This is a genomic window from Arthrobacter sp. MYb229, from assembly GCF_002975405.1.
GTDB lineage: Bacteria > Actinomycetota > Actinomycetes > Actinomycetales > Micrococcaceae > Glutamicibacter.
The window spans coordinates 361,693-384,116 of record NZ_PCPS01000001.1 but is presented as its reverse complement, the minus strand read 5'-3'; the positions used below and the strand labels follow the sequence as shown (position 1 = coordinate 384,116).

The 22,424-nt window shown below is 68.0% G+C and carries 18 protein-coding genes; 3 read left to right on the top strand and 15 right to left on the bottom strand.

Annotated features, from left to right (window positions below; translation table 11 throughout):
• Positions 1-10: 10 nt before the first annotated feature.
• Both CQ019_RS01800 and CQ019_RS01795 read right to left on the bottom strand, forming a co-directional pair.
• The gene (locus CQ019_RS01800; protein WP_105568795.1) at positions 11-838 is read right to left on the bottom strand and encodes a glycine betaine ABC transporter substrate-binding protein; all 828 of its coding nucleotides are present in this window, start codon (positions 836-838) and stop codon (positions 11-13) included.
• A 38-nt stretch (positions 839-876) separates the two neighbouring features.
• Positions 877-1,350, bottom strand: coding sequence for an NUDIX hydrolase (locus CQ019_RS01795; protein WP_105568794.1), 474 nt, complete (start codon positions 1,348-1,350; stop codon positions 877-879).
• 112 nt (positions 1,351-1,462) lie between these two features.
• On the opposite strand from CQ019_RS01795, the gene CQ019_RS01790 reads away from it, so the two are divergent.
• Positions 1,463-1,963, top strand: coding sequence for an Lrp/AsnC family transcriptional regulator (locus tag CQ019_RS01790; protein WP_105553080.1), 501 nt, complete (start codon positions 1,463-1,465; stop codon positions 1,961-1,963).
• Positions 1,964-2,024: 61 nt separating this feature from the next.
• On the opposite strand, the gene CQ019_RS01785 is transcribed toward CQ019_RS01790, so the two are convergent.
• Together CQ019_RS01785 and CQ019_RS01780 are read right to left on the bottom strand one after the other, a co-directional pair.
• Positions 2,025-2,810 (bottom strand): hypothetical protein, encoded by a 786-nt coding sequence (locus CQ019_RS01785; RefSeq protein WP_105568793.1) that lies wholly within the window; start codon positions 2,808-2,810, stop codon positions 2,025-2,027.
• A 182-nt stretch (positions 2,811-2,992) separates the two neighbouring features.
• Entirely contained in the window at positions 2,993-3,610 is a 618-nt protein-coding gene (locus tag CQ019_RS01780) for a GNAT family N-acetyltransferase (protein WP_105568792.1), read from the bottom strand.
• A gap of 74 nt (positions 3,611-3,684) precedes the next feature.
• On the opposite strand from CQ019_RS01780, the gene CQ019_RS01775 reads away from it, so the two are divergent.
• A complete protein-coding gene (locus CQ019_RS01775; protein ID WP_105568791.1) occupies positions 3,685-4,302 on the top strand; it encodes a 5-formyltetrahydrofolate cyclo-ligase in 618 nt (205 codons plus the stop codon).
• Between the two features lie 64 nt (positions 4,303-4,366).
• Positions 4,367-5,065 (top strand): RcpC/CpaB family pilus assembly protein, encoded by a 699-nt coding sequence (locus CQ019_RS01770; protein WP_105568790.1) that lies wholly within the window; start codon positions 4,367-4,369, stop codon positions 5,063-5,065.
• Here CQ019_RS01770 and CQ019_RS01765 read toward each other — a convergent pair.
• The 11 genes from CQ019_RS01765 to CQ019_RS01715 form a co-directional block, all read right to left on the bottom strand.
• A complete protein-coding gene (locus tag CQ019_RS01765; protein WP_105568789.1) occupies positions 5,062-5,361 on the bottom strand; it encodes a hypothetical protein in 300 nt (99 codons plus the stop codon). The two genes, CQ019_RS01770 and CQ019_RS01765, sit on opposite strands and share 4 nt — an antisense overlap.
• Entirely contained in the window at positions 5,358-9,461 is a 4,104-nt protein-coding gene (locus CQ019_RS01760) for a DNA helicase (RefSeq protein WP_181148216.1), read from the bottom strand. Before CQ019_RS01760 ends, CQ019_RS01765 begins: the two co-directional genes overlap by 4 nt.
• 221 nt (positions 9,462-9,682) lie before the next feature.
• Positions 9,683-11,311 carry a glutamine-hydrolyzing GMP synthase gene (gene guaA, locus CQ019_RS01755; RefSeq protein ID WP_258133811.1) on the bottom strand — a complete coding sequence of 543 codons (1,629 nt, stop codon included), beginning with the start codon at positions 11,309-11,311 and terminating at the stop codon, positions 9,683-9,685.
• 107 nt (positions 11,312-11,418) lie between these two features.
• A complete protein-coding gene (locus tag CQ019_RS01750; protein ID WP_096283031.1) occupies positions 11,419-11,883 on the bottom strand; it encodes a DUF3817 domain-containing protein in 465 nt (154 codons plus the stop codon).
• A 36-nt stretch (positions 11,884-11,919) separates the two neighbouring features.
• Entirely contained in the window at positions 11,920-12,708 is a 789-nt protein-coding gene (locus CQ019_RS01745; RefSeq protein WP_105568788.1) for an SURF1 family protein, read from the bottom strand.
• Positions 12,709-12,887: 179 nt separating this feature from the next.
• Positions 12,888-14,039 (bottom strand): GuaB3 family IMP dehydrogenase-related protein, encoded by a 1,152-nt coding sequence (locus tag CQ019_RS01740; RefSeq protein ID WP_105553087.1) that lies wholly within the window; start codon positions 14,037-14,039, stop codon positions 12,888-12,890.
• Between the two features lie 145 nt (positions 14,040-14,184).
• Complete coding sequence (locus tag CQ019_RS01735) at positions 14,185-15,513, bottom strand: DUF4872 domain-containing protein (protein ID WP_105568787.1); 1,329 nt, start codon at positions 15,511-15,513, stop codon at positions 14,185-14,187.
• A gap of 191 nt (positions 15,514-15,704) precedes the next feature.
• On the bottom strand, positions 15,705-16,259 hold the full coding sequence (locus CQ019_RS18905) for a DUF222 domain-containing protein (RefSeq protein ID WP_374954782.1): 555 nt from the start codon (positions 16,257-16,259) through the stop codon (positions 15,705-15,707).
• A 1,269-nt stretch (positions 16,260-17,528) separates the two neighbouring features.
• Positions 17,529-18,368, bottom strand: a complete 840-nt coding sequence (locus CQ019_RS01725) for a class I SAM-dependent methyltransferase (RefSeq protein WP_105568785.1) — start codon at positions 18,366-18,368, stop codon at positions 17,529-17,531.
• 164 nt (positions 18,369-18,532) lie between these two features.
• Positions 18,533-20,038 (bottom strand): IMP dehydrogenase, encoded by a 1,506-nt coding sequence (gene guaB / locus CQ019_RS01720; protein ID WP_096283025.1) that lies wholly within the window; start codon positions 20,036-20,038, stop codon positions 18,533-18,535.
• Positions 20,039-20,151: 113 nt separating this feature from the next.
• Positions 20,152-22,251, bottom strand: a complete 2,100-nt coding sequence (locus CQ019_RS01715; protein ID WP_105568784.1) for an acyltransferase family protein — start codon at positions 22,249-22,251, stop codon at positions 20,152-20,154.
• Positions 22,252-22,424 lie beyond the last annotated feature (173 nt).

The following is a 22,424-nucleotide window of genomic DNA, read 5'->3' as shown; positions in this document are numbered from 1 at the left end:
CCCGCCGCGGTTAGTTGTTCAGCAGCTTGTACCGGGTGGCGGCGGTTTCCGGGTCCAGCGCGTCGGCTCCGCTGACCATCCGGTTGATGCCGATCAAGGCCTCCTGGTCCAGCTGCTCGCTGACCTGGTCCACGACGTTTTGCGCCGGCTCGTCGAGGTCCGCACCGGCCAGCGGCACCAGCGGCGCGTCCGCGAAGATCTCCTCGCTGCCCGGGACGATGTAGAAGCCCTCGTCGCCGATGATCGCATCGGCGGCCGAGAGCACCAGCACCCGATCCAGCGAGGCGCGCAGCTGCCCGGGCAGCTGCTCCGCGGCCACGGTTTTCACCTCGGGCTTGGCGCATCCGGCGTCTTCCAGGGCTTCCAGCAGCTGGTCGCTGGCCGGCTGGGCGCCGATGAAGCTCAGCTCCGGGCAGGCGGCGGCGAGGCTGGGCACCGAATCCACCGCATGGTGCTTGGCCTCGGCGGCGCTCATCACCAGCACCGCGGAGCCATTGGTGCCGCTGGAGGCCAGGCTGTGCGCCGCGGTTCCGGCGGTGGCCGCCCGCAGCTCGGCTGCGGTGGACTCGGCGAGGGCCACGTCGGCGTTGCCGTCGAGCACCTGCTGGTAGGGATCCGTGCTCGGCTGGAGCTCGGTGACCTGGTAGCCGGCCGCACGCAGCGCATCGGCATAGATCTTTCCCAGCGCGCGCTGGGTGGGGTCCGTCCCGGCGGACAGGGAGAGCTCGATCCCCTTGGATTCTTCGACCGGCTCCGGGGACTGGCTCGTGCAGGCGGACAGCGTCAGCGTCGCGGCGAGGGCCAGCGCGCCGGCGGTGGTGATTTTAGCTAAATTCATCTCCCCTGAATTCTAGGCCAGCGGGTCTTGCTTTTGCGCTAGCGCACGCCGGGCGAGGTCAAACGCAGGATGCTGTCCACTCGTTCGATGCGGTTCAGCCCCAGGATTTCCTCCCGGGTGAACCAGGCCGCTTCGCTGGTGGAGCCGTCCTGCTCGTGGCGCAATGCCCCGCCGAGCAGCCGCGCCCGGTAGGTCACCGCCACGGTCTGCATCGGGTGCCCATCCCCGGAGTAGCGCTTCGCGGCGGGGATGATGCCGGTGCTGACATCGAGCAGGGAGAGCTGGCCCACCCGGTAGCCGGTCTCCTCGTAGACCTCGCGGATGACCCCGTCGGTGGCCTGTTCGCCCAGGTCCACCCCTCCCCCGGGCAAGGACCAGCGCGGGGTGAATCTGGCATCGCGATGACGCATATCCCACAGCGTGAGCAGCACCTTGGACTCGTGCTCCACCAGGGCGTAGGCCGCCAGGCGGGTGTCGAAGGGTTCACCGGTGGTTTCGGAACGTCGTGTCATAGGCCCCAATATATCGGCCGGGCGCCACCGGCGGCGGGATCTGCGGGCTGAGGCGAAGCAGAAAACCGCCAAACATTTCAACGAACCGCGGCGGGTATGGTGAAATATTCTTATGTCATCGCACGCAGAGTCTTCCTTCGGCACCGATCTGGACGAGATCGATCGAATCATCATCGACGAGCTGGTCAGCAATGCCCGCATCTCCAATGCGACGCTCGCGCAGCGCGCGGGCATCGCCCCGTCCACCGCCTTGCTGCGCACCCGCTCGCTGGTGGACCGCGGCATCCTCACCGGCTACCACGCGGAGGTTTCGCTGGCCGCGGTGGGGCGCACCGTGCAGGCGCTGATCTCGGTCAAGCTGCGCGCCCACGACCGCGAGAAGATCGACACCTTCCGCCAGCGCATCCCGCAATTGCCCGAGGTGCTCTCGATGTTCCATGTCTCCGGCGGCACCGACTACCTGCTGCATATCGCGGTCGGCTCCACCGAGGAACTGCGCGACTGGGTGCTGGACAACCTGGCCACCGACGAATCGGTCGGGCACACCGAAACCACGCTCGTCTTCGACCACCAGCTGGGAAACCGCGGACCGCTGCCCTTCGGCGAGCTCTAGTCCCACCGGCATAGCAGAAGGCCCGCATCCTTGTCGATGCGGGCCTTCGTCATATGGTGTGCTAGGCGCGGCGGCGCTGCATCACGGCGTCCAGGTTCAGTTTCGGCTTGCTCGCTGCCGAGGCTTCGACCGGCTTTTCCACCGGCGCCGGCGCTGGGGCTTCGGTTTTGGCCACGACGCTGGCGATCGAGGCGCGTTCCTCTGCGCTGACCTCGGCGGCCAGGCGCTTGGCGCCCTCGGCGGCCTTGAGGCTGATGTGCTTGGTCGGGCGCAGCGGTTCGGAGACCGGGATCGGCTCGGGACGCACCCGGTCGACGATTTCGCGCTGCGTCGCCTCGCGCACCTCCACGTAGGTGGGCTTGGGCACATTGGTCGGCTCCCAGGTGGCCGGCTGCTTCACGCCGCCGTCCCCGCGGGCCACGCGCACCGCCTCGGCACGCAGTTCCTCGGCGGTGATCGCCGGGGCGCGCCGGGCCGAACCCGGGCGGGCGTCGAAAACCTCATCCTCGCCCGACTTGCGGGTGATTACCTGGTTCGCCTCGTCGGCGAAGGCCGGGGTCTGCAGGGCCTGCTCGCGGGTGGCCTGCAGATGCGCCAGCAGCTTGCGGTTGCGATCACGCACCGCCAGGGCGCGCAGCGTGGCCACCGACGCCAGGGCGACGGCGAAGAAGATGCCCACGGCGGAGAAGCTCAGCGCGGTGAAGGGCGCCAGCACGAGGCCGAGAAGCGTGGCGAGCACCGCCAACAGGCCGAGCACCGCCACCGCCAACCGCCCATAGCGCACACGTATCTTGAGTCCGCTCTCGGCAGACTGCGCTCGCGTTTCGCTCTGTGACGTGCCAGCCATGGGGTCCTCCAACACCGTTTGAACGGTCAGATCAGGTGGAAGCCGAATAGTTAGCTTCCTCGGTCAACACTATGCAACGCCGGGTGCATCGACGGGCAAATTTCTCGGTGTGTCCGCAAGAATTCGCAAGTGATGGGCACTTCTGGGCCCGCAGCGGGCTTTCGGCCAACGGGCGCACCGCTTTATTCGTAGATGCGTTCTAGCATGCTGGAATCCAGCTCCTCGCGGTTTAGTGCAAATGTTCGATGGTCGCGCCATTGCCCGTCGATATGCAGGAACCCCTTGCGCAGCCCCTCGTCGCGGAAGCCCAGCTTGTCCACCACGCGCAGGCTCGGGGCGTTCTCCGGGCGGATGTTGATCTCCATCCGGTGCAGCGCCAAGTCCTGGAAACAGTAATCGATCACCAGCGCGCAGGCCTCCGGGACCAACCCGTAGCCCGCATGGGCGCCGTCGATCCAATAGCCCAGCGAGGCGGAGCGCGCCGCCCCGTACTGGATCCCGCTGACCGAAATCTGCCCGATGATCCGCGGGTGGGCTCGGTGCAGTTGCGGCAGCGTCATAATCCAGGAGTACCCGGTGCCCTCGCGCGCCGCCGCCCGCTTGGCGAGCAGCAGCTGCCGGAAGCTCATCGGCTCCGGCGGACCCAAGGGATTTGTCGGGTCCCAGGGCTTGAGCCAGCTCGCGTTCGCCGAGCGCAGGGCAAGCCATTGCTCCTGATCGCGCAGCAGCAGCTCGCGAAGCAGCAAGCGCGAGGAGGACAACTCGGGCAACGCGGCTTTTCCGCGCAGAAAACTCAGCATGCACATATCGTATCCCCGCGGAGCTCACCTGCACTTTTATGACCCACGGCGCGGGTGGCGCGTAGAGTAAAACCATGAATGCAGCCACTTCCCCACCGCCGGGCGAGAGCAAGCAGGCCCGGCGCGCCGCCGTGCGGGCCGCCCGCCGGAGGATCACCCCGAACAGCTCGGCGCTGCTGGCCGAACAGCTCGCCGCGCGCGTGCTCGATTATCTGGACTCCTCCACCGGAACCGTCACCCGGGTCGGGCTCTACCTGTCCATGCCCGATGAACCGGACACCTCGGTGCTGCTGCCCCGGCTGGTGCAGGCGGGCATCGAGGTGTACCTGCCGGTGTGCGAACCGGAATACCAACTGTGCTGGGCGCATTGGACCCCCGAGGTGCAGCTGGTGGACAGCGCGCGGGCCCCGGTGCGCGAGCCGGTGGGCGAACGCCACGGCGCGCGGCTCTTCGACACGGTGCACACGCTGTTCATCCCCGCGCTGCTGGTCGACGAGCACGGCCTGCGCCTGGGCCAGGGCGGCGGCTACTACGACCGCTTCCTGCCGCAGGTGGCGGACAAGGCCACCCGGATCGCCGCACTGGTCTACGCGGACGAATACGTGCCCGCCGGACATTTCCCGGTCGACGCGCACGACCGTCCGGTGGACCTGGTGATCACCCCGGAGCTGGTGCACACCATCGACCCCTAGCCGGTTGCCCACAGTTCGCCGCCGGCCGCGCGGCGAGCGTGCCGGGCGGGGTTTTGCTGGGGGCATGAGCAATTTATCCCCACGCCGCACCCCGGTGATTCCGCGGCCCCGGATCCGTGCCGCGCGCAGCCGCAGCGAGCTGTTCCGCCGCTACCGCAAACCGTTGGCGCTGGCCTTCACCCTGCTGGCGTTGGCCGCGGCGCTGAACGTGCTGGCCACCGGGCAGCTGGCCCAGCGCCAGGTGGTGGTCGCGCTGGCGGATATCGCCGCCGGGCGCACGGTGAGCGCGCAGCAGATCGAGGTGCAAAGCGTTCCGCTGGCTCCCGATGACCGGCAGGTGATCAGCGAGCCGGCCGCGGTGCTCGGCCAACGATTGGCGGTGGCGGTCCCCGCGGGCACGGTGCTGCGCGAGCACCTGCTGGTCGGGCCGAATCTGCTCACCGGTGCCGCCGCCGGGACCGTCGCGGTGCCCATCCGGCTCAGCGATCCGGCGACGGTGACCCTGATTCATCCGGGCCAGCTGGTGGATATCGTCTTGACCACCGGGGACGGGTTCGAGCAGCAGATCAGTTCGCGCACCATCGCCCGCGCGGTGCCGGTGCTCTGGGTGCCCAGCAGCGATAGCGGCGGAGAGCTGGGAATGTTCAGCGCCGCCGGCACGCCCGGCGAAGGGATCATCGTGGTCGCCGCCGCCAATGCCCGCTCCGACGAGCTGGCCGGGGCGGTTTCGCGCGGCAAGGTCTCCGCGGTGCTGGTGAACTAGCCCCAGTGCGGCGGCTTGTCCCGCTTCATCGCTTCGGCCAGGTCCTCGTCCGGCTCTCCCCACATCCGCGGGTCATCGTCCTTGGCGCGCAGCTCGTCCAGCGGGTTCTGCGGTTGCTCGGCGACTGGCGCGGAACCGTCCCGGCTTGCGGCCAGCGCCCGATCCACCGATTCGGTGGCGGGCACCGGCGCATAGCTGCCGGTCAGTTCGGCCTTGACGCTCAGCTGCTGGGGAGGGGCGATGACGCGCGGACGCTTCACCCGGCCCGCTGGCTTGCCGGCCGGCTGCTTGCTCATTTCCCGTCGGTTTTCGGCTCTGCGCCTTCCGCGCGCGCCGGGATCGGCGCGGGAGTCGGCACGGCCTCCTCGGCGGGCTGCGCGGCCGCCGGTTTCGGCGCTGGCTTCTGCGCTGGCTGCTCCGCCGGCTTGGCCGCAGGTTTCTTCGCGGCCGGCGGGTCGGCGGTGACGGAGCTTGCGGAGACCGGCGGGGCCATCGGCACCCGGGTGCGCGGCCCGGTGTGCGTCGCCGCGGAGGCGGCGGGACTCAGCTCCAGGCTGCGGGCCAGCCGGTCGGTGACCGAGGCAGGGTCGGTGAACACGTCGATGGTCCACAGCGGCACGTAGCGCCAGCCGTGGTTCTCGAAGAATTCCGGGCGCAGCCGGCTGCGTTCGCGCACGGTCAGCCCGGCATAGTGCTCGGTGCCGTCGTAGACCACGGCCAGCGGGCGCACGGCGCCGGCCCCGTCCATATCCAGCGCGTGGGCCGAAAGATCCAGCACCCCGCGGTAGTCCTCGGCCACGATCGCGCCGCGTTCGCGCAGGCGCCGGGCCAGATCGGAGACGAGCGCGTCGAAACGCGGGCTGCGCATGGAGCTGACTCCGGAATCCCCGGCCTGCACGCGGCCGAAGAGCTCGAAGAACTGCCGCGCCCCGCGGTACACCCGGTCCAGGTCCACATCGCTGGGCAGCAGCCCGGACACCAGGGTCATCCGCTTGCGCGAACGGGTCATCGCGGACACGAACAGCTGCTCCCCGCCGGGGCGGGAAAGCGCACCGAATTCGTGCAGCGTCTTGCCGTGCGGGGTCCGCCCGAAGCCCCAGGCGAAGATGACCGCGTCGCGGCGCACCCCGATCAGCCGGTCCATGGTGGTCACCACGAAGGGTTCGACCTTGGAGCGCAGCGCGTTCATCGCGTACTTGTGGTTGGGCAGCTGCACGCGGATCGCCTCGGCGATGGCCGCGGCATGGGCCCGGTTCGAGGCGATCACCGCGAGCGACTCGGTGGAGTGCGCGGCGAAGTGCGCGAAGACCAGGTCCACGACCTTGGCGACCTCCGCGGCGGTGGTCTGCACGCCCTCCTCGCTGCTGGACAGCGTTCCGGTGGCATCGGGCACGTACACCCCGGTGAGCCGCGGGCTGCTTCCGGTGATCGTCACGGCCACCGGCAGCCGCGAGATGGCCGAATCGTAGTAGGTGTTCGAGAGCTGCTCGACCAGCCCCTCGTCGATGCCGCGGTACACGGTGGAAAGGGTGCCGGTGACCAGCACGCGGTTCAGCGCGGTGAGCGCGGAGAGCCCGGGCTTGCGTTCCTTCAGCCGCGCGGTGGGGTCCACCGAAACTTCGAAGGTCTTCGGGCCGCCGAGCATCTCATCGCCGATCGCGATGACCTGCTTGGAGCGGCGCACCGCATCGAGCACCTCGCGCAGCGTCAGGTAGTTGGCCTCCAGCAGGATCACCGCATCGAATTCGGTGTCTGCCGGCAGCGCGCTGCCCAGCAGCAGCGGAGCCGAAACGAAGACCGGGGTCAGCGAGTTGACCAGCGCCGGACCGAAGTCGAGCAGGCCGGCGACGGTGGGGGTGCCGTCCTTCAGGATGCCGCGCAGCGCCTTGGAGGCGGCCCGGTGGTCGGCCAGCGAGGCCTTCCAATTGCGCGCCAGCGCCCAGCGGATCCGGGAGGGGCCCGAGGCGATATGCGCCCCGTCGGCCAGCCGGAAGTCCGCCTCGATCTTCTCCAGCTTCGCGCCGTCGTTCATCGCGAGGAAGTCGTCCCCGGAGATCATCGCCTCCAGCGCCGACTGCCACCAGGCGAGCTCGAGCTCGGCGTCCACCGCGTCCGCGTCGATTTCCCGTTCGGCGAAGTCGGCTAGCAGATCCGCGAGCCCGCCTTCGGAGAGCTGTTCGGCGATCAGCGTGCGTTCGGGCAGCTCGGCCAGGTCTTCCTTGCGGTCCACCAGCGCGGCGATGGTGTCCAGCAGCGTGGCGATCGGCATTTCGCGCAGCCGCGCACCAAGCTGGGCCGGCAGCACCGCGGCGAGCTTGTCGATCCGCGCGCCGGCGTCGTGGTATCCGGCTTCCACATCCAGCAGCCCGCCGGGAACCGCGGGGTTCCGCTGGCTGGTGGCGTAGGTCCGCCAGGCGTCGCGCTGGACGGAGACCGCCTGCAGGGCCGCCTGCAGATCGGAGACATGCATGCCGGGGCGCACGTACTCCTTGGCGATCTTGCGCAGCCGGGAGCGGACGATGGAACCCATCTCCACCCCGTGCTCGCGGCGCCAGGCGCTGGAGGCGGTCGCGGCGATCAGGTCGTCGATCTCGCCTTCGAAGATGTCCGCCTCGAACTTGTCCAGCGAACCGCGCACGGCGACCAGCAGCTGGAGCTGGTCCCCCCACTTGTCGTAGCTGTCCTCCAGGCGGATCTGCGACTGCGCGGCGATCTTCTGCATGTGCTCGTGCAGGATCGGCAGGTCCCGGCCCAGCCCGCTGGCCAGGGTGAGCGCCTGCTCGGTGGCTTCCTGGTTGCGCAGCGGCGCGCCGAACCAGGGGCTGGTGGTGTGCGATTTGGAGAAGGCGCCGAGTTGCGCGGCGCGCTTGAGCTGCGCGGCGACGTGGCCGCGCTGGCCCATGGAGTCGAGCACCGAGCGTTTGAGCCGCACGGTGGTGGACGGGGCCGGGTCCAGCGAGGTGAGCCGGGCCAGCTCCTGCATCGCCTGGTAGGGCGAGCAGCCCCAGCGGCTGCGCACCGAATGCAGCGACTTGACGTGCTCGTGCAGCGCATTGCGGCTTGCGCGCAGCTTTTCCAGCAGGCTGCCCAGCTGCGGTTCGGTGGCGCGTTCGTTGCGCAGGATCGCGCGGATCAGCAGGTTGCGCAGCGCCTCGGGGTCCTCGTTGGGTTCCAGCAGCAGGCTGCCGGCGTCGAGCTGTTCGTTGAAGCGGCGCACGAATTCCTCGGCGGCCGAACGCTGCTCGGCGACGACCAGCACGCGCTTGCCCTGGGCGGCGAGCAGGCCGGCGGCGTTCAGCGCGGTCTGCGTGGCCCCGGTGCCGGCGGCGGCGTTGATGCTCACCGATTCGCCCGAGGAGATGTAGTCCAGCATGCGCGCCTGGGATTCGTCGGCGTCCAGCAGGTAGAGCTCTTCGGCCGGGTCGCGTTCGTCGCTGTTCTTGGCCAGCACGCTGGTTCCGGTGTGCACCTTGCGGGTGGAGCCGCCCGGCGCCGGAGCGATTGGCTCGCCGGAGCGCCGGGTTTTGGAGGAGTCCTTGATCAGGCTGGCGACGCGGCGCAGCCGCGAGCCGCCCGGCTCCTCGGTTTTGCCTTCGGGTTCCGCCTCGGTTGGCGTCTCGGAGTCCGCGTCCGCCGGAGCCTTGGCTGGCGCGGCTGGCGCGGCTGGCTCGGCTTCGGCGGGCTCGCCGGCGTTTTCCTCGGCGCGGATCAGTGCCTCGATCACCGGGTGCGAGCCGGTGAGCTTCGCCGGGTCGGCCGGGTCGATCAGATCGGAGAAGGTGGAGACCAGCAGGCGGTGGCCGATGACCACGCCGGGGACCTCGGAGAGCTGCTGGCGCAGTGCGTCCATGCCGCGGACCGGGTCGAAGCGGGCGATGGAGTAGGCGGCGGCGTCCACCGCGTCCACGTCGATGCGGGCTTCGTGGTCGGATTCGAATTGCCTTACGAAGGCCGGGGAAATCTCCGCGCGGCCTACCAGCTGCACGTCGTAGTCGTCGTGGTCCAGGTGCTTGGTCAGGGTGATCCGGCCGAGCATGATCGGGGCGGATACCGGTTCGCTTTTGCCCTCGTGCACGGCACGCCAATTGGCGACACCGGCGGCCAGGTAGCCCACGTCGATGCCTCGCTCTTCCCAGAGCTCGGCGGTTTTGGCGCTCAGCGCCCGTGCGGTGCGCCGCGCGGCGGCAAACTGCTCCGCATCGTGCAGCAAGGTGGACAGGCGGGTGCGCCGACCTGCAAGAAACTGGGCCAAACCCGATGGATTTGCGTGAGTGATGTCGATGCTGTTCGACATCGACGGCGCAAATCGCAAGGTGGTGTCGGCGCCGGCACTCTGGCCCAGGGATTTCACCCAGGTGGCGACGCGCTCGGCAGCAGCATTTTGGCCACTAGTCACGACAGTTATTCCCTTCACTGAACCGACCATCACGGCGCGCCACAATGACAGCGCGCCTCCTTCCTAACGTAGTGCACGCACCGGTGAGAACCGGGGCGCGAAACACGTTTTAAACCCGGCAAGCGGAACCGGACCTCACCGAAGGTCCCCTAGGGGCGCTGCAGGTGAGGCGGTTCCGCTTGGCGGCCACGGGCGGACCCGTGCCAGCTAGTGCTGTGGGATTACTCCCACTCGATGGTTCCCGGTGGCTTGGAGGTAACATCCAGTACCACGCGGTTGACCCCGTCCACCTCGTTGGTGATGCGGTTCGAGATCTTCGAGAGCAGGTCGTAGGGCAGGCGCGACCAGTCTGCGGTCATCGCATCCTCGGAGGAGACCGGGCGCAGCACGATCGGGTGGCCGTAGGTGCGGTGATCGCCCTGGACACCCACCGAGCGCACGTCGGCGAGCAGGACGACCGGCATCTGCCAGACTTCCTCATCCAGTCCGGCTGCGGTCAGCTCGGCGCGGGCGATGGCGTCGGCCTTGCGCAATAGCGTCAGGCGTTCCTCATTGACCGAACCGATGATGCGGATACCCAGTCCCGGGCCGGGGAACGGCTGGCGTCCCACGATTTCCTCGGGCAGGCCGAGCTCGCGGCCCACGGCGCGGACCTCGTCCTTGAACAGGGTGCGCAGCGGCTCGACAAGCTCGAAGTCCAGGTCCTCGGGCAGGCCGCCGACGTTGTGGTGGCTCTTGATGTTGGAGGCACCTTCGCCGCCGCCGGATTCGACGACGTCCGGGTACAGCGTGCCCTGGACGAGGAACTTGACCGGTTCGCCCTTGCCCGCTTCCTGCTTCAGGATCGCGATCTCCGCGGCCTCGAAGGCACGGATGAATTCGCGGCCGATGATCTTGCGCTTGGTCTCCGGGTCGGTGACCCCGTCCAGCGCGGTCAAGAAGCGTTCGCGTTCGTCGGCGATGTAGAGCTTCGCGCCGGTGGCGGCGACGAAGTCCTTCTCCACCTGTTCGGCTTCGCCTTCGCGCAGCAGACCGTGGTTGACGAACACGCAGGTGAGGTTGTCGCCGATGGCGCGCTGCACGAGGGCTGCGGCCACGGCCGAGTCAACGCCGCCGGACAGGCCGCAGATGGCCTTGCCGTCGCCGACCTGGGTGCGGATGTGCTCGATCTGCTCCTCGGCGATGTTGCCGGCGGTCCAGTCGGCCTTCAGGCCCGCACCGTTGTAGAGGAAGTTCTCCAGGATGTCCTGGCCGAACTCGCAGTGCTTGACCTCTGGGTGCCACTGCACGCCGTAGAGGCGCTTGGCCTCGTTGGCGAAGGCGGCGACCGGGGCGCCTGCCGTGGTGGCGAGCACCTCGAAGCCTGCAGGTGCCTCGGAGACGGAGTCGCCGTGGCTCATCCACACGTTCGGTGCCTTTTCGGCACCGGCGAGCAGCGAACGGGCATCGCCGTTGAAGGTGGTTTGGGTCGAACCGTATTCGCGCAGGCCGGTCTCCGCGACGGTGCCGCCCAAAGCGTTTGCCATGGCCTGGAAGCCATAGCAAATACCGAGGACCGGGATACCGGCTTCGAAGAGGTCTGCACCAACACTCGGCGCACCCTCGGCGTAAACGCTGGAGGGACCACCGGAGAGGATGATCGCTGCAGGGTTCTTGGCCAGGATGGCTTCGGTGGACAGGGTGTGCGGAACGATCTCCGAGTACACACGGGCCTCACGTACGCGGCGAGCGATGAGCTGCGCGTATTGGGCCCCGTAGTCGACGACCAGAACCGGCTTATGTTCTGGGGTGAGGGGAGCAGTAGTCACGAGCTCTAGTCTACGCGGTTCGCCGGGCGCGAAATAGCGCATGACGTGTCATCAGCGTCACCCGGAGCATAAGGCGGCGCGCACGCATCGGGCGCGGGAAGCAAAAATCCCCGCCACGGCGATGCGTGACGGGGATGAAGCAGAGCAGCCTAGTAGCGTTTGGCGGCCTTGGGGTGGGCAGCCAGCTCGGCGTCCACCTCGGCGTGCACCGTGCGTTCGGTGAAGAAGGAGAGCAACGGGATCACCCCGCCCAGGGCGATGGTGATGAAGCGGCTAAATGGCCAGCGCATCAGCGACCAGAGGCGGAAGTCGGCGAACAGGTAGACCACGTACATCCAGCCGTGCACGATCAGGATGCCCAGCGAGATGTTCACTCCCCCGCTGATTTCGGCGCGGTTGAGCATCGAAATGGTGTTGGCGGTGCCGCCCAGCAATTCGCCGCCGACAAACAGCTCCAGCTGCCAGAAGTACTTGAAGATCATTTCCGCCACCAGCAGCAGCAGCATCACGCCGGTGGCGTAGGCGAACACCTTGTAGAAGATGGCGGCCGAGCGGATCTGGGCCGGGGTGCCACCGAATTTGCGGGGGCGGGCGGCGGGAGTGGTGCTGGACATCTGCAAGGAGTCCTTTCCGAAGGTGGGAGGTGGGGGCTAGTTCTCTAGGTGCTTCTCGCGGGCGGCGGTCTGCGCGGCGGCTTCGGCGATCTCGTCCATGCCGCGCTGGTAATCATCGCGCACCAGCCGGTACCAGAGGAAGAATGCGAAACCGGCGAAGACGACCCATTCGATGCCGTAGAAGACGTTCAGCCAGTTGATCTGCGGCTCCTGGGGCTGCGGACCGACGTAGATCGCATCGATGCCCGGCTGGTTAGCCGGCTGGCCGTCGACGCTCAGTGCATGTGCGGTGACGAACCCGGAGTACAGGTTCTGGTCCCAGATGTTGGCCAGCTGCGCGGTGGACAGGGTGGCCAGCGCCGGGTTGCGCACATCATGGTTCAGCTCCGGGCCTTCCGGCGGCAGCAGGCGCCCGGTGATTTCCACCGAGCCCTCGGGAGCCGCGGACGGGGTGCCGGTTTCCGGCTGCCAGCCGCGGACCACGGCCATCGCCTCGCCATCCGGTGCGCCGTCCACGGCGAAGGCCGTTACCACCCAGCTGCCGAGGCGGTCATCGTCCACGCGGCCCTCGACCAGCACGTCGGTGCCGGGAAGGAATTCGCCAGAGAAGGTGACGATCTGATCCGATTTGGTGCCTAGCATCTCCACGCCCGGGGTGTAGTGCTCGGTCAGCGGGACCGGAACCTCGGTTTCGTCGATCTTGACGGCCGGTTCGGTGGAGGAAGCCCCGAATTGCCAGCCCGAAAGGGCCACAAATCCGGTGGCCACGAGCAACGCACCGAGCAATGCGGCGATCCATTTGGGTTTCAGAGCGGTTTTCAGCACACTCTAACCGTACTTCGATTGCTTGTAGAAGTTCCACTGGGCACGGGGTGAGATTGGCCTAACCCGATAGCTTGCGCACTTCGGGAACCATCTCGCATCCTCGTTCGTTGAAGGGCAGGTTAAACGCCGCAGTCCCGCCGCGCCGGGGATCGGCGTGGCGGGACTGCGGTGCAAGGAGCTTAGAAGCGGTCCGACTCGTAGGGCGAGAGAACCACGTCGACGCGCTGGAATTCCTTGAGCGTCGAATAGCCGGTGGTGGCCATCGAGCGGCGCAGCGCACCGACCAGGTTGGAGGTGCCATTGGTCTCGTGGGACGGGCCGAAGAGCACGTTCTCCAGGGTGCCGACGGTGCCGATCTGCGCGCGGTCACCACGCGGGCTGGCCTCGTGCACGGCCTCCATGCCCCAGTGGAATCCGGCGCCGGGAGCCTCTTCGGCACGCGCCAGGGCGGTACCGAGCATCACCGCGTCGGCGCCCATGGCGACCGCCTTGACGATGTCCCCGGAGTTGCCCAGGCCGCCGTCGGCGATCACGTGCACGTAGCGTCCGCCGGTCTCTTCGATGTAGTCGCGGCGGGCCGCTGCCACATCGGCGATGGCGGTGGCCATCGGAGCGTGGATGCCCAGGGTACGCCGGGTGGTCGAGGAGGCGCCGCCGCCGAAGCCGACCAGCACGCCGGCCGCGCCGGTGCGCATCAGGTGCATGGCCGGGGTATAGCCGGCCGCGCCGCCGACGATGACCGGGACGTCGAGCTCGTAGATGAACTGCTTGAGGTTCAGTGGTTCGGTGGTCTGCGAGACGTGCTCGGCAGAGACCGTGGTGCCGCGGATGACGAAGATGTCAACGCCGGCATCGAGCACGGTCTTGTAGTGCTCTTGGGTGCGCTGCGGAGTCAGCGAGCCTGCCACGACCACGCCGGCGTCGCGGATCTCGGAGAGCCGGGAGCTGATCAGCTCCGGCTGGATCGGTGCCGCGTAGAGCTCCTGGAGCTTCGCGGTGATCTTCGAATCGTTGCGGACCGACGCCTCGGACTTCAGCCCAGCGATTTCGGCGAGCACCGGTTCGGGGTTCTCGTAGCGTGTCCACAGCCCTTCGAGGTTCAGCACGCCCAGGCCGCCGAGCTTGCCCAACGCGATGGCGGTGGCCGGGGAGGTCACCGAATCCATCGGTGCGCCCAGGATAGGGGTGTTGAACTGGAAGGCGTCGATCTGCCAGGACACCGAAACGTCCTTGGGATCACGGGTGCGGCGATTCGGTACGATCGCTACGTCGTCCAGGGAATATGCCTTCGTGGCCCGCTTGCCACGGCCGATCTCAATCTCGTTACTCACCAGACAAGGTTACCAAGTTCCGCGCAGATTCCCGCTTTATCTCGCACGGCACGCCCCGCACCAATACAGGCACGGGGCGTGATTCCGGGAGAAAGCGGTGAGCAAGCTCACCGCGATCCGCGCGCCGGGGCAGGCGAATTCAGCCTTAGCCAGCCGGATTCAGCGTGGCCAGGGTGCCCGCCAGGGCGGTGGCGGCGCGTTCCTCGGCCTGCGCGATGCGTTCCATCTGATCGGCCATGCGCCCGAAGAGCTCGCTGCGGGCTTCGGGATCCACGTCCGGATCGATCATTTCGCTCAGGTCGATCCAGTCGGCGCTGAGCTGCGCGTAATCAGCGGAGTGTTCCGCCAGCGGTTCCAAGCCGGGAAGTTCCGCGCATTCGTCGAGGAAGTCCGCGTAGAGCCCGCGCAGGCCGCCGAATCCACCGAAGCGGGTATCGGTCATGAAACCGTGCAGCTGGGCCAGCCCCGCGCTCAAGCGCTGCGGATCGGCGAAGATCTGCGTCCAGCCCTTCTTGGTGCTGGTGTCGCGCAGCCGTTCGGCCCAGGTGTGCATGCCGGCGATGCCGAAGCGGTTGGCAAAATGCACCGGGATCCCCTTCAGCTCGGCGGTGCCCAGCAGCCGGCCGTTGGTTTCGGTGATCGCCTCGAGCACATTGGCGGTGAGCGTTTCAAGCTTGGGCGAACGGCGCGAAGGGATCCACGCCTGCCAGTGCTTTTCCTTCTTGCGCTTGGCGCGGGCGGCGGCCAGGTCGCTCGGGCTGATCGGCATCAGCGAGCCCGATCCGTCGTCGACGAGCAGGTCATCCTCGTGTTCGCCGACGATGGCCAGGTCGATGGTTTCGGCCTCGTCGACCTCGCTGGATTCGATCCAGGGCAGGGCGCCGACGGCCACGCGCACGACTACCGCGCGTCCGGCGTCCAGCGCGTGGTCCAGGTATTCGGCGGCGCGTTCGGCCGAACCGGTGGTGCGTTCGTTGACCTTCGCCCCGCTGCGGGTGAGCAGGTTCTGCGTGTACGGCTCGGGGTGTGCGCGGGTCACGATGGTTGCGGTGGTCACCTCTTCGTACTCGAAGGTGAAGACCATGAAGCCGATGCCTCCGGCCAGACCGGCCAGCAGGGCCTCGCTCATCGGTTCACCGGTGGCTGGATTGGTCACTCCGGCCTGGGTGAACACCCGATGCCAGAGGCCCGCGTCGTACTGCACAACGTCGGTCGGAGCCGGGTATTCGGGAAGCTCCTCCTCCGGTGAGGTGGCCGGTGCTGGCGCAGGGGCCGGCTTGGGCTTCTTGCCGGTTTTCTCTGCCGCCCTGGCATCCCGTGCTTCCTTGGCGTAGTTCCGGGCGGCCGCGGCGCGCACGGCCTTGGGACCTTCGGGCTTGTCGGTCAGGATGTTCTTGCGCGCGGTCGTATAGCTCTCCCCGGTACGTTCCATGCGTTCGCGGGCGAGCTTCTTCAGATTCGCGGGTTGTGCCAAGATAATGTCCTTCGTTCACGGATACGCGCAGGCGGGTAGCTCCCGCGCACCGGTGGGTGCCGCCGTGCCTTCATTCTACGTGGGCGCGGCTCCCGCTTTCATCCCCTCGACGCGCGGAGCTTGGCGTTCCGCATTGGCTCCCCCGGTGGTGTGCCCCGCGCGGTGGGCGGAGTTCTCCCGCTAACCAGTGGCTAGTCCCAATACGTATTACGCCGCGGCTGCTGCTCCGGATCAACATGCTTCGGCAAAATCACATGCGGCAACCCATCCACCAACACCACCTGGATCCGCCCCGCATCGGCATCCATATGCGCACCCCGGCACAAAGCCCCCAAATTGCCCAGCTTCGTCTCCCCGCCCTTCCACCACGGATCAATATGGTGGAACTCCACCTTCTCCGGCGGCTCCGTGCACCCGGGCACAATGCACCCGCCATCGCGGGCCAGCACCGCCCGCTTGAGCTTCACCGGCACGATCCGTTGGGCCCGGCCATAATCAAGCAGTTCGCTCTTCGAATTGAACACCGCCGGAATGATCTCGGCCTGGCACAAGAGCCGTCTCAGCTCTCCGGGAGGCAGATGCACCCCGTGCGCGGTCCGCGCATCCCCGGCAGCCAAATCCTGCAGGTTCTCCAACTTCAGATGCACGATCACCTCGGGCCGGATCCGCGCCCCTCCACCAGCAGTGGTGGTGGTGGTGGTGGTGGTGAGGATGTCCAGCAGCGCGTTCAACGCCCGCTCGGGCACGGTGGCGATGGTTTCGGTCTCTTCGGGGTCCCAGCGCGCTTCGTTGCCCACGCCTTCGGGAAGGAAATCCGGGAAGCCCGAACTGGCGGTGTTAGGTTCGGTGGTGGCTTCCGGTACGGCCGGTTCGAGAATGCTCGGATCCACGGCCGACGCAGCGTCTTCATCCTCGTCGGTGCCGTTTTGTTCGCCGCTGGTCGGCTCGGTGGTGCCGGATGCTTCTGCTTCGTCGTGGGACGGTGCAGGGGCACCGGGGTTCGTGCGCACCGCCTGCCCCACCCGGGTGCGCGGATTATTGGCCTGCGCGATCAACGAATCGAGCACCTCGCCCTCCAGCGTGCTCACCCGCAAGAGGAACTCCCGGCTGAGCGCATTGCGCACCGGCAACGCATACAACCCGCGCCGCACCGACGCTTTGGTCGCGGTGCCCGGCGTGGTGGCGGCGCTGCTGATCAGCTTCGTCACGTGCTTCTCGGCTTCCTTCACGCTCTGCGCCCCGCGCAGCACGTCGGCGGCGTGTTCTTCCACCGCCCGCCCGTCAGTATGGCGCAGTGTTGGTTCGGTGCCGGTGCCTTCGAAGGTCAGGTCCTTCGGTTCGCGTTTGGCCAGTTTGCGGCTGGTCTCCTGCACGAGGGACGGATGCAGGACCGGGGTTCTGGTGGGGTCCGGGGTGGTGAACAGTGCGCCGAGGTGGGTGAAGCGCGGCGGGACCGACTGGCCTGCCGGGTTCCGGCGGCCGATGAGGTCACTGGCGTCCTGGATGAGGGTGGCCGCTTCGGTGTATGGCAGGTGCAGCCAAGACGCGAGCAGGGCGGCGGGGTCCAGGAAGCTGGGCCTTCCGGTGCAGCGCTGCGCGTCCCGGCTGGTGTCGGCGCCGGTGGTACGCAGTGCGTCCAGTTCGTCCGGGTGGAGGGTGTGGGCGTTGGTGGCCGCGAGGCGGTCCGCGGCGGTCACGCGCATGCGGGCGGCTTCATCGGCCAGCGCTTGTCCGGCAGAAGCCAGTTCCAGGGCGAGGCGTGGGTCCTCGGTGCCGGCCAGGTGTTCGCGCAGGGTGCTGAGCAGCTGTGTGGTGCCGGTGAACAGGGCCCGCAGGCTAGTGCCTGTGAGGTTCGGGGCGCTCGGGCCGGTGAGCTCGGTGAGCTCCCGGTCCAGCTGGCTGAGGGTGTCCCCGAGGGCGGTGGTGTTCATGGGTTCGAGTATGCCCGCGAACAAACGGGGGTGGGCTTGCGGTGCGCGGACTGTGGATAAGCCTCCGCGCAGGGAAACCGGGTGCTATGCGGGCCGGTCCCCCGGCTTGCTTGCGAGCATCAGGCGCGGGACCAGCTGCCGGGAGGTGATCGCCGCGCTGAGGTTAGCCATGGCCGCCGGGCCGTCTTCGCGCAGGACCAGCGGGGTGGCCAGCGGGTCGAATCCCGCCGTCAGCGCCCCGCGCATCTGCTCCAGCACCTCGAGCACCTCGAGCACCTCCACGGTGCGCTCGACCTGCCCGGTGACCGCAAACCCGGCATCGGCCAGCGCGCCGGCGTAGTCCGCGGCGGATTCCACGAAGGAGGCCTCGGCCCGCTCGGCCCACGGCATCGGGTAGGACAGGTTGTTGGTGCCCATCAGGTCGTAGATGCCGAAGACCGCCCCGGGGCGCAGCAGCCGCCAGACCTCCGCGAAGACCGAAGGCTTGTCGGCCAGGTTCATGCCCACGTGCATCAGCACCGCCGCGTCGAAGCTGGCGTCGGCCAACCCGGTGTCGTGCCCCGGGCGCCGCAGCATGGTGATCGATCGATCCAGCGCGCAGTTCGCGTCCAGCTCCCGGGCGAGGTCCACAAATTCGGCGGTGATGTCCACCCCGGTGACCAGGGCGCCGCGCATGGCGAAGCAGCGCGCCGGTCCGCCCAGGCCGGCGCCCACGTCGAGCACCCGGGTTCCCGCGCCGAGTTCGAGGGAATTTGCCACGAAGCTGGTCGCCTGCAGCCCGCCGGTGTGGAAATGGTCCGCCTCGCGCAGCTCAGCCGGCTTGAAGGCCTGCGGATTCACTCCCGCGCTGCGCAGCGCGGCGAAGACCCGATCGCGCAGGGTGCCGCTGGTGTACCGGTCGAAGGATGGCTCGATGCTGTTCATCACTTGCTCCTTGGCAGCCGCGAGAGACGTGCAGGTCCCCGAGCTCGCGCGGGGTGCGACTCTCCTGTGCTCTTTAGTTTAAACCCTGCGGCCCCTTCGGGAACATGGCAAAGCGCCCCGGTCCTTCCGCTGGGGGAAGGTCCGGGGCGCTGGGCCTGGCTGCTTTAGCGTGAACGGTAGTTCGGCGCCTCGACGGTCATCATGATGTCGTGCGGGTGCGATTCCTTCAGCCCGGCCGAGGTGATGCGCACGAACTTGCCGCGGGCCTTCAGCTCGGGGATCGTGCGCCCCCCGACGTAGAACATCGTCTGGCGCAGGCCGCCGGCGAGCTGGTGGACCACCGCGGAGAGCGGGCCGCGGTACGGAACCTGGCCCTCGATGCCCTCGGGGATCAGCTTCTCGTTGGACGGTGCATCGGCCTGGAAGTAGCGGTCCTTGGAGTAGGAGGTGTTCTTGCCGCGGGTTTCCATCGCGCCCATCGACCCCATGCCGCGGTAGGCCTTGAACTGCTTGCCGCCCATGAAGACCAGGTCGCCCGGGGATTCGGCGGTGCCGGCCAAAAGCGAGCCGAGCATCACCGAGTCGGCTCCGGCGACCAGCGCCTTGCCGATGTCGCCGGAGTGCTGCAGGCCGCCGTCGGCGATCAGCGGCACGCCGGCCGGGATGGCGGCCTTGGCCGCCTCGTAAATGGCGGTGACCTGGGGCACGCCCACGCCGGCGACGATGCGGGTGGTGCAGATCGAGCCGGGGCCCACGCCCACCTTGATGGCGTCGGCGCCCGCGTCGATGAGCGCCTGGGCGCCCTCGCGGGTGGCGGCCTGGCCGCCGATGACGTCCACGTGCGCGGCGGCCGGATCCTTCTTCAGCCGCGCGATCATGTCCAGCACGCCCTGGGAGTGGCCGTTGGCGGTGTCCACCACCAGTGCGTCCACGCCGGCCTCGATCAGCGTCATCGCCCGCTCGTAGCCTTCGCCGAAGAAGCCCACGGCGGCGGCGACGCGCAGCCGGCCGTCCTCGTCCTTGGTGGCCAGCGGGTACTGCTCGGCCTTGTCGAAGTCCTTGACGGTGATCAGCCCGGTGAGCACACCGGAGTCGTCGACCAGCGGAAGCTTCTCGATGCGGTTCTTGGAAAGCAGCTCGATCACGGTATCCCGGGCGACGCCTTCCTTGGCGGTGACCAGCGGCATGCCGGTCATCACCTCGTAGACCTTGGTGGTCATGTAGTTCTCGCGCGGCACGAAGCGGGTGTCGCGGTTGGTGATGATGCCCAGCAGCTTGCGGTTCTCATCGATGACCGGCAGGCCCGAGACGCGGTACTGGGCGCAGAGGTCGTCCCATTCGGCCAGGGTGGCCCCGGGGTGCACGGTGACCGGGTCGGTAATCATGCCCGACTCGCTGCGCTTGACCTGGTCCACCTGCTTGGCCTGGTTCTCGATGGACAGGTTGCGGTGGATCACGCCGATGCCGCCCTGGCGAGCCAACGCGATTGCCATGGAAGCCTCGGTTACGGTGTCCATCGCCGCCGAGCTGATCGGGGTCTGGATGTTGATGCGCTTGGTGAAGCGGGTGGTGGTGTCCGCGTCGGAGGGGATCACATCCGTGGGGCCAGGCAACAACAAGACGTCGTCGTAGGTGAGTCCTTCAAAGGCAAAGGGGTTGAACTCAGTCACGTAAGAACCTTTCGGAGCGAAAGCGGAGGTTGCTTAAATGGTAGATCCCTTTTGGGGTGCTGACGATTCCCGTCGGAGATCTGTGTCTAAGCTAACGTCACAGGGCCGGTTTTTTATTCCTTGTTCCAGCCGGTGGCCTGCGTGAAGGAGGCGGCGAAGCGATCGGCGGCGCTGGTCACAAAAGTCTTGGACAAATGCGAATCGTCCAGGTACACCAGCACGTTGCCGATCACCGCCTTGCAGGTGCCCGCCGGGCAGAGCATCCCGGTCAGATCCAGCGAGACCACCCGGGAGCCGTAATCGTGGTCCTGAAGGAACCGGTCCACCGGGTTCACCTCAGCCAGCTTGTCGGTGGCCGGGGCATCACAGGCCTCGGGCGCGGCCCGGTTGCGGTCCACGCATTCGGGGATGGAATATTCATAGCGCGGGGTGTCGCGCATCGCGATCACCTGGCTGCCGGCCTGCACGAAGGGCTCGATGGCGCCGGCGTAGTCATCGGCCATGACCTCCTGGGCTCCGGCGCTGCGCCCGGCGTCGTCGGTCCAGGTTGCGGTGCGCGTGGCCACGGTGAGCACCATCTCCGGGGCCAGCGCCTCCACGTAGTCGCGGGCCGCGGGCAGGAAGGCGGCGCATTCGGGGTCATCTAGGTTATCCGTGGAGCCGTAGCGGCAGCCCGGCTGGTAGATCATCACCCAGCTGCCGCCGGCCTCTTCGACGGTGCGCGCGGCGGCCTCGGACCAGTGCTGCACATGGGAGTCGCCGAGCAGCACCAGATCGGGCTTGGCCGCCGGATCCCCACCCTGGTTGCAGAACAGGATCGCAGGATCCTCGGGGGTGTGTGCACCGCTGCAGTTCTCACCCGGGGTCTGCCATTCGGTGTCCAGTTCGGTGCGCAGCGGCAGGGTGAGCGCGGCCGGGGACGGGTCCCAGGTGTCGGTGGCCATCGCGCCGGGGTTCTCCTCCGGGGCCTGCGCGGCGGCCTGCGCGCGGCGCTTTTCGACATTTGATTCCCAGGCGGCGATCGGCACGGAGGCCACCGAGAGGGCCACCACGATCACCAGCGCCTGGCTGACCAGCTTTGGCTGGCCCAGGAAGCGCAGCACCGGCAGGGCGCCGGCGCGCTGCACGGCCAGCAGCGGTTTTTCCACCCAGCGGGTGCTCGCCGCCGACAGCGCGATGGAGCCGAGAATCAGCAGCGCCCCGGCCAGCGGCGAGGCGTGGTCCACCGGGGCCAGGTGCAGGTAGAAGACCAGCAGCGGCCAGTGCCACAGGTACATGCCGTAGGACAGTTCGCCGAGCTTCACCAGCGCCGCGTTGCCCAGCCAGCCGGCGGGGTTCATCCGGCGCGCGGTGCCCGGGGCGATGACCAGCAGGGCGGCGCCCAGGGTGGGCACCAGCGCGAGGAAGCCGGGGAATTGTCCCTGCACGTCCAGCAGCGCGCCGCAGCCGATGATGATCACCAGTCCGGCCCAGCCGCCGATCCGACGCAGCGCCTCGGGCAGCCGGGACAGGGTTGGCAGGCCCAGGGCCAGCAGCGAGCCGAGCGCGAACTCCCACAGCCGGGTGCCGGTGTGGAAGTAGGCCAGCTGCTGATCGGCCGCGGTGAGGTAGATGGAGTAGCCCAGCGAGCCGGCGAAGATGGCCGCGAACATGATGGCCGCGATCTTCGCGAAGCTGTGCCGGGAGAAGCAGCGCCGCCAAAGCAGCGCGGCGCCGATGAGCAGCAGCGGCCAGAGCAGGAAGATCTGGCCTTGGACCGAAAGCGACCAGAAGTGCTGCAGCGGGGAGGCGGCGGAGGTGTTGAAGGCGTAGTAGTCCACCTCGGCGGTGGCCAGCGTCCAGTTCTGGATGAAGAACAGGGAGGAGAAGGCCTCCTGGATGAGCGCCAGCCAGCGGGTTCCGGGCAGCACCAGCCAGGCGGTGAGCGCGGTGGCGATGATGATCAGCGCCGCCTGCGGCAGCAGCCGGGAGAAGCGGTGCAGCCAGTTGCCGAGCACCGAGGGCTTGTCCCCGCCCTGGAGCTTGCGCGCCAGCGAGCCGGTGAGGAAGAAGGCCGAGAGCATCAGGAAGATGTCCACGCCGCCGGAGACCCGTTGGAACCAGATGTGATAGCACATCACCAGCAGCACGGCGAGCGCGCGCAGGCCCTGCAGATCGGCACGGAATTCCGTGCGCGGCACGGTGCTCCGTGGGCTGGGGATCGCTGGTGACACGCGGCGCCGCTTTCCTCGTCGATTGGTGGGCAATTGTCCAAGATGGCAGTGATCGGCACCGGACAACCAAAGATTCTACCAAGGGCAGCTCCTTTTGCGCATAACGCGAGCTGTGCGAGCGCACCTGAGCCGGATAAGAATATCGGGCTCACCGGGATGACGTGCGGAATTTA